The sequence below is a fragment of the Capnocytophaga sp. oral taxon 338 str. F0234 genome (assembly GCF_000192225.1).
Taxonomy (GTDB): domain Bacteria; phylum Bacteroidota; class Bacteroidia; order Flavobacteriales; family Flavobacteriaceae; genus Capnocytophaga.
In genome coordinates, this window is record NZ_GL872413.1 from 1294806 (window position 1) to 1306911 (window position 12106).

Annotated in this window: 10 protein-coding genes; 7 read left to right on the forward strand and 3 right to left on the reverse strand. The window is 34.0% G+C overall.

Features of this window, described 5'->3' with window-relative positions; translation table 11 throughout:
- Positions 1-30: 30 nt before the first annotated feature.
- From HMPREF9071_RS05920 to HMPREF9071_RS05930, 3 genes are all read right to left on the reverse strand, one after another.
- Positions 31-1191, reverse strand: coding sequence for an SPOR domain-containing protein (locus HMPREF9071_RS05920; RefSeq protein ID WP_009745686.1), 1161 nt, complete (start codon positions 1189-1191; stop codon positions 31-33).
- Between the two features lie 133 nt (positions 1192-1324).
- On the reverse strand, positions 1325-1972 hold the full coding sequence (pdxH, locus tag HMPREF9071_RS05925; RefSeq protein ID WP_009745687.1) for a pyridoxamine 5'-phosphate oxidase: 648 nt from the start codon (positions 1970-1972) through the stop codon (positions 1325-1327).
- A gap of 2 nt (positions 1973-1974) precedes the next feature.
- Positions 1975-2754 (reverse strand): DUF3108 domain-containing protein, encoded by a 780-nt coding sequence (locus HMPREF9071_RS05930; RefSeq protein ID WP_009745688.1) that lies wholly within the window; start codon positions 2752-2754, stop codon positions 1975-1977.
- A 236-nt stretch (positions 2755-2990) separates the two neighbouring features.
- Between HMPREF9071_RS05930 and HMPREF9071_RS05935 the strand changes: the two genes are divergently transcribed.
- From HMPREF9071_RS05935 to xerD, 7 genes are all read left to right on the forward strand, one after another.
- Positions 2991-4478, forward strand: a complete 1488-nt coding sequence (locus HMPREF9071_RS05935) for a hypothetical protein (RefSeq protein ID WP_040358372.1) — start codon at positions 2991-2993, stop codon at positions 4476-4478.
- A 27-nt stretch (positions 4479-4505) separates the two neighbouring features.
- Positions 4506-5462, forward strand: coding sequence for a methylenetetrahydrofolate reductase [NAD(P)H] (metF, locus tag HMPREF9071_RS05940; protein ID WP_009745690.1), 957 nt, complete (start codon positions 4506-4508; stop codon positions 5460-5462).
- A gap of 105 nt (positions 5463-5567) precedes the next feature.
- Positions 5568-6338 carry a TerB family tellurite resistance protein gene (locus HMPREF9071_RS05945; RefSeq protein WP_009745691.1) on the forward strand — a complete coding sequence of 257 codons (771 nt, stop codon included), beginning with the start codon at positions 5568-5570 and terminating at the stop codon, positions 6336-6338.
- Between the two features lie 34 nt (positions 6339-6372).
- The gene (locus HMPREF9071_RS05950) at positions 6373-8427 is read left to right on the forward strand and encodes a S9 family peptidase (RefSeq protein ID WP_009745692.1); all 2055 of its coding nucleotides are present in this window, start codon (positions 6373-6375) and stop codon (positions 8425-8427) included.
- A 32-nt stretch (positions 8428-8459) separates the two neighbouring features.
- Positions 8460-9242, forward strand: coding sequence for a nucleoside triphosphate pyrophosphohydrolase (gene mazG / locus HMPREF9071_RS05955; protein WP_009745693.1), 783 nt, complete (start codon positions 8460-8462; stop codon positions 9240-9242).
- A gap of 233 nt (positions 9243-9475) precedes the next feature.
- On the forward strand, positions 9476-11137 hold the full coding sequence (locus HMPREF9071_RS05960; protein WP_256378938.1) for a ribonucleoside-diphosphate reductase subunit alpha: 1662 nt from the start codon (positions 9476-9478) through the stop codon (positions 11135-11137).
- Positions 11138-11212: 75 nt separating this feature from the next.
- Complete coding sequence (gene xerD, locus HMPREF9071_RS05965) at positions 11213-12106, forward strand: site-specific tyrosine recombinase XerD (protein WP_009745695.1); 894 nt, start codon at positions 11213-11215, stop codon at positions 12104-12106.

A 12106-nucleotide genomic window follows, 5' to 3' on the forward strand; every position in this document is an offset into this window, starting at 1 on the left:
TTTGAACAGCCTTTCACCATAGTCAAGTGCTTACTTTGCTGGAGGATAAATCCAAGTACTTAAGCCTTTATTCTTTATCTCAGGCATATAACTTTCAGCTTGTGCTCTTGAAGAGAAGCCTTTGTAGGCTACTAAGTAATATCCTTTTTCATTCTGACCTACCATTCCTGCTGTGCTATATCCCTCATTCTTAAGTTGTTTAATGCGATTATGAGCATTAGCTTCTGAGCTAAAGGCTCCTGCGATTAAGAAGAAATTTCCTGAGATTTTTGAACTATTAGAGGTATCTGTATGAGAAACGGTCGTAGTGCTTGTATTATTGGTTTGCTTTGTTTGTTGCTGAGCAGCAATGGCGGCTCGTCTCTCAGCTTCTTTAGCTTCTTTCTCAGCTTTTTTAAGCTCTTCCTTACGCTTTTTTACTAAAGCAGGGTCTTTGACTACTTTTACAGTAGTGGGGGTTAGTTGTACATCAGGTAAGTAAGTTGCTTTTGCTATTTCCTGATTTACAAGTTCATCTACTTTGGCTTGATCTGGTTGTACTTCTACTATTGTAGGATTCTCTTGAGTTGTGAGAATTGAATAGGCGGCGTATCCTATGGCAGAAAGCCCAACAATAGTGACTGCAGCATACTTTATAGAAATTGGCATTTTAGGTTTGGGCTTCCCTGCTGCTGCTTCTTGAGGGGTAACACTTGGATTTTCTACTAATCCAGGTTTGTTATTTTGTTCATTCGAATATAAGGGATTAGCTACTTCAACTCCTGATTCACTTTTGTTGATTTCTTTGGTAGTTACATTGGACATTCCAAAAGAATCTGTAAGATAATTTTCTTTAGATAAAGAAGTAAAAATAATATTGTTATCAGTTCCTTTGGTGAATTTTCCTATATTAGCTAAACGAATTTCTTTTCCTAAGCTAAGTTCTTGTTTCCATCGATTTACGACAGATTTTATATATTCCTGAGCTTCTTCATAGGAGGAGCGTTCAACCTCAGAAATATGCTTGGCTACCAAACCATCATTATAGGTGAGGCGAGAATTGAAAGTAAGTTCTTTTTGAGGAGGTGAAAAAGACTTATCTGCCGCCAATTCAGCAGCTTTTCTATTGGAAACAAAAGCACCAAATTCAGGAATAATTACACATTGGTGCTTGAATAATAAATCCTCTATATAAGTATCTAAATTTTTCATAGGTCAATATCTATTAGAGATTTTTAATTTTCGGCACAAAAGTACACATTTTTTATTACATGTGAAAAAAAACACCTATATTGTTGATAATTTTTTTAGATTCTTTACTTAATTCTATTTCGTTTAACACTTTTTAAGGGCTTAAACGTTCTATTTTCCAATCATAGTCTTCCTCAAGAGTATAACGTACGCGATCATGTAATCTGTTAGGACGCCCTTGCCAAAATTCTAAGGATATGGGTCTGACTAGGAAACCTCCCCAATGAGTAGGACGTTTTAAAGGTTTTCCTTCCATTTCCTTTTCTAAAGAATTAAGTTTTTCTTGCAAATATTCACGAGAGGGGATTACTTCACTTTGTGCAGAAATAATAGAACCTAATTGACTTCCTCTGGGACGAGATTCAAAATAACCATTAGAAAGGTTTTCAGCGAGTTTTTCGGCTACTCCTTTGATTATAATTTGTCGTTCTAACACAGGCCAGAAAAAGGATAAGCAGATATTAGGATTGGCGATGATAGCTTTCCCTTTTTCACTATTGTAATTAGTGTAAAAGATGAATCCTTCATCAGTATACTTTTTTAACAATACTATACGTGTTTTCGGGAACCCATCAAGCCCTATAGTAGAAACAGACATTGCATTAGGCTCCCGCTCGGTATTGGATTGTTGAGTCTGAAAAAACCATTGTTGAAATTGTTCCATTGGATTCTCCTTCAAGTCCTTTTCTAGAAGTTCTCCTTGTGAATATACAAGGCGTAAGTTACTTAAATCTTTTTCCATAACTATTTATTCTTTAATACAGTAGGATTCTTTAACCCATTAAAACTAATAATTTCCCCTACTAAAGAACCTACTCGAAGGCTAGCCTTTATTTTTACAGGGATTTTGTTAAGGTCATCACTAATCCATAATGTAAGACTTTCTTGCTCCTTGAATACACGTCCATCTTGCACTAATGGTCTGAAGATGAGAGTATCAATCTTCCCTAAAGGAGTGTCTACCTTTTCTCTTCCTAAAAATTTCAAACGGAATTTGAATACTTCATCATCATCAAAAATCATGTCCATACTTACTTCATCATTTATATTCAATGTATTCATTTTAGGGTTATTACGTAGATAATATAAAGCAGAGATCACATCTTTTATTTCTGGTTGAATGGGCATATTTTTTTCTTGGTTATTCTCCAAATTTTTGATGTGTACATTATTGTTTGCAAAGTTAAAAAAGAAATTAAGTTTTTTCGTATATCCTCCCTCGTATATATTTCTATTGAAGAAATAGGGTTTATTTGTAACCTTGTCAAAGTAGCTCTCATAAGTATCATTTACTTTAAAAAATAGCTTTGCCAAACCAGTAGTTTCTCCTTTTCCTAAAGCATGGTATACGGTCTTTCCTTCGTAAGTTTTATTTTTTAATACAAGAGAAGCATAGCTGGCATTAAAAATACCATAACGCACACGGAACTTGAGGTATTCCCCTTCTTGATAAGCACTTTCATTTTGTGAAAAACAGGGATAAGTTACTATGAGTGAGATTAATATAATTAGTTTTTTTATCATATAGACTTATTTTTATATTGGAAAATCGCAACAAATATACTACATTTTTCTTTTATTCAAATTCTTTATATAAATATTTTATCATTTTGTAGATTGAATCCTTTAAAATGGCAAGAGTTATTTGCAGGTTAATTGCAAAAAGAATGCCAAAAATTTTCATATTTGATTAATAGTTTTTTGTTTTAAAAATTTGTAAATACTAAAAAAATATGTATTTTTGCCAAAAAAATATTATTATGAAGAGGATTTTATTTTTTTCTTTTTGTATTCTCTTTCTAACTAATTGTGGTAGAAAGGAGAGTAGAAATGACTTACAACAATTATATCTAAAAGGTGAGATTAAACAGCTTAAGGTGTCCTCTTATACAGTAGTAGAAAAATTCAATCAGGTAGAGAAAAAAGCAAAAACTACTGAGCGAGAGAATTTCTTACTAATATTCAATGACAAGGGAAATCAGGTGGAGAAAACACTTTTTTCTCCTACAGATAAGCCTATACGAAAATTTACTTATCAGTATGATATGAAAGGAAAGCGAGCACTGGTAAATGAATTTCGAGAAGATGGTTCTTTGAAAGTTAGGTACATCTATACTTATGTTCAAGAAGGGAATCAGTTGGAGGTAAATGCATATAATGGAGAAGGAGCCTTTATAGAGAAAGAGACACGTACCTATGATTCTAATCAGAATCCTTTGGAGGAAATCTCTTATAATGGGAAAGGAGATTTAGAGCAAAAGCAAGTTAATATCTATAATAATGAAGGGCTTTGTTCAGAGAGTAATCTTTATACAGGAACGGGAGAACTAAAATTTCGGTATACTTACCTTTATGATAATGAAAATAATATGATCGAGAGAAAAAAGTATGATAAAGAAGGAAAAACAATCGCTAACCATACCTATACGTATTCTTTTGATAAACAAAATAATTGGATTAAGAGAATTGAATATATTAATGGTAAGGCAACTTACCTAACAGAAAGAGAAATAGGCTATGGTATAGGTCAAAAGGAACTTAGAGAGCCTATAGCTCAGATGGATACAGCTCCTGAAAAACAACCATCTTCTTCTTCTGTGCGAAAAAATGATTGGACGAACCAAGAACTCAAAGGAGAAGTGAAATCCTTACGAGTAAGGACTTATACAGGACAAAACCATAAGCAGAAAGATAATGGGCAGAATACTCTTTCTATATTCACTAAAAAGGGATATCTTAGCCGGATTACTTATTATGATAAGGATAATCTCTATAGTTATGAGAAAACATTTGCTTATGAATATGACAAAGGAGGCTGGCGTACACAAGGAAAAATGTATTTCAATGACAGTGATTATCTTTTAATTAATTATGATGAAAAAGGATATATGACAGGAGGTTATCTGTATCAGAATGGTACACGGTTTGACCTGAAGGTTGTCTATAATGAGTCTGGAAATATTATATCTTATTATTTAGGCGATACCGAAATACTCTACCAATATGATAAAAACCAATATTTGGTAAAAGAAAAGCATAAAAATGAAAAAGATGCTTGGGAAGTTCATTACAGCAGAGCTAAAAATGGAAATGTAACAGAAGAACAGATATTTCGTAAGGGAATACTGGATGAGAAAAAAACCTTCATCTATACCTTTGATGAAAAAGGGAATTGGGTAGAAAGAACACAATATAAGAATAGGACACCTGTGGAGGTAACTGAGCGTGTTATTGAGTATTATCAATAATATAGATAACTTATTAGGATTGTTTAGATGAAAGTAACAGAACATATAGCAAGAGCAAAGGGAGAAACGCTCTTTTCATTTGAAATAATTCCTCCTAAAAAAGGGAATAATATAGAGGAACTTTATAAAAATATAGAACCTTTATTGGAATTTAAGCCTCCTTTTATTGATGTAACTACCTCTCGTGAGGAATATTTCTACAAAGAATATCCCAGTGGACTGTTAGAAAAGAAGATAGTCCGAATGCGACCAGGGACAGTAGGGATTTGCTCAGCTATTCAGCACAAATATAATGTAGATACAGTTCCTCATGTACTTTGTGGCGGTTTTACCAAAGAGGAAACAGAAGATCTTTTGGTGGACTGTTTCTACTTAGGGATAGATAATGTGATGGCGCTAAGAGGAGATGCTATGAAAGAAGAAAAATACTTTCGTCCTACTAAAAGTGGACATACTTTTGCTCTTGATTTAGTAAAACAAATAGATAATTTGCGCAGAGGAATCTATTTACATGATACTTTAGAGAATAATGCAGGTATGGATTTCTGTATAGGAGTAGCAGGATATCCTGAAAAACATATAGAGTCCCCTTCTAAAACTTTTGACTTAGAGAAGCTTAAAGAAAAGATAGATAATGGGGCTAATTATATTGTTACCCAAATGTTCTTTGATAATAGAAAATATTTCGAGTTTGTAGAAAAGGCACGGCAGATAGGTATTCAAGTTCCTATTATTCCTGGCATTAAACCTATCACCATTAAAAAGCATCTTAATATAATTCCTCAAGCATTTTTCTTAGATCTTCCAGAGGAATTGGTTAAAGAAATTGAAAAGTGTAAGAATAATAATGAAGTAAAGCAAGTAGGAATAGAATGGGCTATTGAACAAAGTAAGGAATTGAAAAGGGCAGGAGTCCCTTCTCTGCATTACTATTCTATGGGAAAATCGGAGAATGTTATTCAAATTATCTCTAAAGTTTTTTAAAGATATATACTAAAAACCAAATTAAATATTTTGCAAAAATTTAGAATATCATTTGTGTATAAAGAATTAAATCTTTAACTTTGCCCGCGAAAAATAAGAAGAAATATGTCAAGAATTGTAGAAAAATATTTGGAGTATATTGTTGCTATAATTATAGGAATAATTACTAGAAATATATGGATTGCAATAGCAATTTTATGTTTAGGATTATTGCTTCGCTTAACTATTTTTAAAGGTAGGAGTAGTAATCAAGGAAATCTGAATCCTCAAAATATATTAGAAGGAGGATATAATCCTACTGACTTTGAATTAAACCTACTTTCCTTGTGTGCTCTCATTATTAAAGCTAATGGAACTAAACCTACTCAAAAGGAATTGGATTATGTACGTTATAAGTTTGTCTCTCTTTATGGAAAAGAAAAAGCCAATGAGATATTCCGTGCTTTTAATCAGATAAAGCATGCAGAAGTACCTATTACACGCATTTGTCTGTATATTCGCGCTCGTACTAATTATGAAGCTCGTTTATCTATTATTCACTTCTTATTTGATATAGCCAGTCTAGATGGACGTATTAAAGAGAATGAAATGGCATTATTGGAACGTATTAATAAAAATTTGAATATTAGTCAATCGGATTTTGAGAGTGTAAAGGCTATGTTTAGACAAGAAAAAGATGATGATTATACCATACTTGGAATTAATAAGGATGCTTCTGATGCTGAAGTGAAAAAAGCCTATCGCGATATGGTCAAGAGATATCACCCTGACCGTATAGAAACTGATGATGTAGCCATTAGGAAAGGCGCCGAAGAAAAGTTCAAGCGTATACAAGAGGCTTATGAAAGTATTCAACGACAAAGAGGGTTTCAATAACCCTTTTTTTATTTAACTTTAAAATGAAAATTTTATGAATATACATCCACCTAAAGCACCTAAAGAGGAAAAGATATTAGAAATTCATTCGGATAAGCGCATTGATAATTATTATTGGCTTAATAGGCGTGATACTCCTGAAGTATTGGCGTATTTAAATGCTGAGAATGAATATTTCTTTCAGGAGATGAAGCACACAGAAACTTTTCAAAAAAGGCTCTTTGAGGAGATGAAAAGTCGTATCAAGGAGGATGACGAATCTGTTCCTTACAAGTATAATGGCTATTGGTATTATACCCGTTATGAACAAGGAAAAGAATACCCCATCTTTCTGCGTAAAAGAGACTCAGAGAATATGCTAGAGGAAATACTCTTTGATGTTAATAAGATGGCTCAGGGATATGATTTCTATCAACTGGTGGATTATGCTGTAAGTCTTGATAACAAATGGGCATCTTTCTCTGTAGATACACAGGGCAGGCGAATGTATTCTCTTTTTGTTAAGAATTTGGAAACGGGAGAAATTCTTCCTATTGAAATTAAAAATACAGATGGAAATAGTTGTTGGGCAAATGATAATAAAACTATTTTCTATACTAAAATCAATACTCAAACACTTCGCCCATATAAAGTATATCGCCATCAAATAGGACAGGGTACAAAGCAGGATGTATTAGTTTTTCATGAAAAAGATGATACTTTTAATGTAGAAATATACAAATCAAAGTCAGATAAATATCTTATTATTCAGTCTGATAGTACTCTTTCCTCCGAATGTCAAATTTTAGATGCGGATACTCCTTTAGATTCGTTTAGGATATTTCAACCTCGTATACGTGGTTTGGAATATGAGATTGCTCATTATCAAGACTTTTTCTATATTCTCAATAATGCAGATGGAGCTACTAACTTTAAGTTGGATAAAACACCTATAACCAATACTGGAAAGGAGTATTGGGATAACGTTCTTCCACATCGAGAGGATACACTACTGGAAGGGATAGATATCTTTAAGAATTATTTAGTAGTTTCCGAGCGGTATAAAGGATTGAGCCAAATTCGTATTATGAGCTGGGATGGTACTAAGGATGAATATATTCCTTTTGATAATGAAACATACACAGCCGCTACAGGGATTAATATAGATTTTGATACTGAAATTCTTCGATATTCTTATAATTCTATGACGACTCCTTTTTCTATTATTGATTATAATATGCGTACTAAGGAAAGGGAAATCAAGAAAGAGCAGGAAGTTTTAGGAGGAAAATTCGTAAGGGAGAATTATCTTTCACAGCGAATCTGGGCAACTGCAGAGGATGGTACAAGAGTTCCTATTTCTATTGTTTATCATAAAGGAATCAAGCGAGATGGAAGCAATCCCTTACTCCTTTATGGGTATGGATCTTATGGTATTACTATAGAACCTTCTTTCTCTACCACACGGCTTAGCTTATTGGACAGAGGTTTTATCTTTGCTATTGCTCACATTCGTGGGGGAGAATATTTGGGGAGACCTTGGTATGATGACGGAAAGTTATTGCATAAGAAAAATACTTTCGATGATTTTATAGCTTGTGCTAAGTTCTTAATAGAGGAAAAATATACTTCTACAAATCATCTTTATGCTATGGGAGGTTCTGCAGGAGGGCTTCTAATGGGGGTTGTAATGAATAAAGCCTCTGAACTCTTTCATGGAGTAGTAGCCAATGTTCCTTTTGTAGATGTGATAACTACTATGTTAGATGATTCTATTCCGCTTACTACAGGAGAATATGATGAATGGGGGAATCCTAATGATAAACAATATTATGACTACATGAAGTCCTATTCCCCTTATGATAATATCGAGGCAAAGGAATATCCCAATACGTTGGTAACTACAGGATATTATGATTCCCAAGTACAATATTGGGAACCTGCTAAGTGGGTTGCTAAGCTTAGAGAACTCAAAACCGATGATAACCTATTACTCCTCTATACAGATATGACCTCAGGACATAGTGGAGCCTCCGGTCGTTATGAATCTTTGAAAGAAATAGCTCGGGAATATGCCTTCCTCTTGGATTTGGAACATATACACCAATAATTTGTTACATAGAACTTTAAATACTAAAGACCTTGAAAGTAGAACGAGAAAAACAATTGCAAGCTTTTTCACGATTGCTTGATATTATGGATGAACTTCGTGAAAAGTGTCCTTGGGATAGAAAGCAAACCATGCAGACACTTCGTCCTTTGACTATTGAAGAATTATACGAACTTACTGATGCTATTCTCCAAGAAAATCCTAGAGAAATTCAAAAAGAATTGGGGGATATTTTGCTACATATTGTTTTTTATGCTAAAATAGCTAGTGAAACACAGCTTTTTGATTTGGAGGATGTTATTAATTCAATTTGTGAAAAATTAATCGAGCGACATCCACATATCTATGGAAATATATCTGTAGCTAATGAGGAGGAGGTTAAGCAGAATTGGGAGAAGATAAAACTCAAAACAGGAAGTAAGGGAGTATTATCGGGAGTTCCTAAGAGTCTTCCTTCTCTTGTAAAAGCCTATCGTATTCAAGAGAAAGTAGCAGGGGTTGGTTTTGACTGGAAGCACAAAGAACAGGTCTGGAAAAAAATTCATGAAGAACTTCAAGAACTTCAGGATGAAGTAACTAAAAAAAATAAAAAGGAAGCTGAAAGAGAAATGGGGGATGTATTCTTTTCTCTGATTAATTATGCTCGTTTTTTGAAGATAAATCCGGAAAATGCCCTTTCTTTGACTAATGAAAAATTCATACAACGATTTGGTTTCCTTGAGAATAGAGCCAAAGAGCAAGGTAGAGAGATAACAGAACTTTCCTCAGAAGAGATGAATGAACTATGGGAAGAATCAAAAACATATTTCCCTTAAACTATTGTTAATGAAAGATAGTATTCTTTATCTATAAATCAGATATACATCTCATTACTTTTTGGGTATAAAAATACATTGTTAAATCTTCTTTTGTGAGGATTGTGTTTAAAGTTTATTTTTATATCTTTGCGCACTCTAAAGGTAAAAACAATTTATTTTCTAACTTATAAAATCCTACCTAGTTATTATTATTAGGTAGCTTTTTTACTATTAGTGGAAATAAAAAGTACATAATAATGAACCAAGAAAATCAAATTTGGTGGCTCAACGAAGAGTCCGAACAAATTCTTAATCGTGGCTATCTCCTTAAAGGGGAAAGTGTAGAAGGAGCCATTGACCGTATTACTTATGCTGCCGCCAAGCGATTATTTAAGCCTGAATTGCAACCTGCTTTTAAGGAGATGATTACCAAGGGGTGGATTAGTTTTTCCTCTCCTATTTGGGCAAATATGGGTACTGAAAGAGGACTTCCTATTTCCTGCTTTAATGTACATATCCCCGATAGCATTGAAGGGATTACTCATAAGCTTGGAGAGGTAATTATGCAAACGAAGATAGGAGGAGGAACTTCTGGTTATTTTGGTGAATTACGACATCGTGGTTCTGCAGTTACTGATAATGGAAAATCCAGCGGGGCTGTAAGTTTTATGAAACTTTTTGACTCTGCTATGGATGTTGTATCTCAAGGAGGAGTTCGGCGAGGTGCCTTTGCTGCCTATTTGGATATTGATCATCCCGATATTGAAGAATTTTTGCAGATTAAGGATACAGGTTATCATATTCAGAATCTGTTCTTTGGAGTATGTGTTCCCGATTATTGGATACAGGAAATGATTGATGGTGATGTCGATAAGCGAAAGCTATGGGCAAGGGTATTGGAATCTCGCCAACAAAAGGGGCTTCCTTATATTTTCTTTACCGATAATGTCAATCGTAAACGTCCACAGGTATATAAGGATAATAATATGTTCATCCACTCCAGTAATTTATGTAGTGAAATCATGTTGCCTTCTAGTGCAGAGGAATCCTTTATCTGCTGTCTTTCTTCTATGAATTTAGAGCTTTTTGATGAATGGAAGGATACCAAAGCCGTGAAATTGGCTATTTTCTTTCTAGATGCCGTACTTTCTGAATTTATTGAAAAAACGAAGGATAACTATTATTTGCAGTCAGCTCGTAATTTTGCAATACGTCACAGGGCAGTAGGGTTAGGAGTATTGGGATATCACTCTTATTTGCAGAAGAATATGATTCCTTTTGAGAGTTTTGAGGCAACTCAATTTAATGCACGTGCATTCATGCATATCCAAAATGAAGCTGAAAAAGCAACACAAGAGTTGGCACACATCTATGGAGAACCTGAATTACTCAAAGGATATGGAAGAAGGAATGCAACTACTATGGCTGTTGCTCCTACTACTTCAAGTTCTGCTATTTTAGGACAGGTATCTCCTGGAATAGAACCTTTCTCAAGTAATTACTATAAGGTGGGACTTTCCAAAGGAAATTTCATGAGAAAGAACAGATATCTCACTCAGCTGTTGGAAGAAAAAGGAATTAATAATGAGGATGTATGGCGCAGTATTCGTCTTTCGGATGGCTCTGTACAACATTTATCGGAACTTACAACTCATGAAAAAAATGTATTTAAGACTTTTAAGGAAATTTCTCCTATGGAGATAGTAACTCAGGCAGCACAACGACAGCAGTATATTGACCAATCTCAAAGTCTTAATCTCAATATTCCTCCTACTATGCCTGTGAGAGATGTAAATAAAGTAATTTTAGAGGCATGGAAGTTGGGAGTGAAGAGTCTTTATTACCAACGAAGTCAGTCAGTTGCCAAAGAAATGATTATGAATTTTGTTAATTGTAGTAGTTGTGAATCTTAGTAAATAAAGAAATTAAAAAAAAATATACGGATTATTAGTCTTTTTGATTAATAATTCGTATTTTTGCTTTATGGTATGTGGAAGAAACTTTTAAAAGATTTTGAACATTATTTGAAGATAGAGCGAGGGATGTCAGAGAATTCAGTACATTCCTATTTGTTTGATATGGAGAAACTCCGTGAGTTTGTTGCTATTCATCAGATAGAAGAAACACCTGTTAATATCTCAGCAGAGACGCTTCGTATGTTCATTTATGAAGTAGGGAAGGAGTTACATGCACGTTCTCAATCCCGGCTTATTTCTGCTTTAAAAAGTTTTTTTAAGTTCTTATTATTGGAAAATTACCGAGAGGATTTTCCCATGGAGACTATTGATACTCCTAAATTTGGAATGAAACTTCCTGATACACTTTCTTTGGAAGAAATAGATGCTATCATTGCAGGGATTGACCTTTCTACAGAGGAAGGACATCGTAATAGAGCTATTATAGAAACACTCTATGGATGTGGATTGCGAGTATCGGAGCTGGTGAATTTGCATTTGTCTGATTTGTTTTTTTCAGAAGGGTTCATACGTGTGTTAGGGAAAGGAAATAAGCAGCGCCTAGTACCCATTAGTGAATATACACAAAAAGAAATTAATAACTATATATTACATCAGCGAAAAAATATTCCTATAGTTAAAGAGTTTTCGGATATTGTTTTCTTAAACCGAAGAGGTAAGCAACTTACACGAGCTATGATCTTTACTATTATAAAGCAAGCCGCCTCTGCCATAGGACTTACTAAAACGATCAGTCCTCACACTTTTCGGCATTCTTTTGCAACTCATCTGTTGGAGAATGGGGCAAACTTAAGGGCTATTCAGCTGATGTTAGGACATGAAAGTATTATTACTACGGAAATATATACACATATTGACCATTCTTATCTTTCACAGGTGATAAATACTTATCACCCAAGAAAATAG

Bases quoted from the DNA above. Each gene is read 5' to 3' on its own strand.
- pdxH (WP_009745687.1), bottom strand. From the start codon at position 1,972: ATGGAAAAAGATTTAAGTAACTTACGCCTTGTATATTCACAAGGAGAA.
- HMPREF9071_RS05935 (WP_040358372.1), top strand. From the start codon at position 2,991: ATGAAGAGGATTTTATTTTTTTCTTTTTGTATTCTCTTTCTAACTAAT.
- HMPREF9071_RS05920 (WP_009745686.1), bottom strand. From the start codon at position 1,191: ATGAAAAATTTAGATACTTATATAGAGGATTTATTATTCAAGCACCAA.
- HMPREF9071_RS05945 (WP_009745691.1), top strand. From the start codon at position 5,568: ATGTCAAGAATTGTAGAAAAATATTTGGAGTATATTGTTGCTATAATT.
- HMPREF9071_RS05950 (WP_009745692.1), top strand. From the start codon at position 6,373: ATGAATATACATCCACCTAAAGCACCTAAAGAGGAAAAGATATTAGAA.
- metF (WP_009745690.1), top strand. From the start codon at position 4,506: ATGAAAGTAACAGAACATATAGCAAGAGCAAAGGGAGAAACGCTCTTT.
- xerD (WP_009745695.1), top strand. From the start codon at position 11,213: ATGTGGAAGAAACTTTTAAAAGATTTTGAACATTATTTGAAGATAGAG.
- HMPREF9071_RS05930 (WP_009745688.1), bottom strand. From the start codon at position 2,754: ATGATAAAAAAACTAATTATATTAATCTCACTCATAGTAACTTATCCC.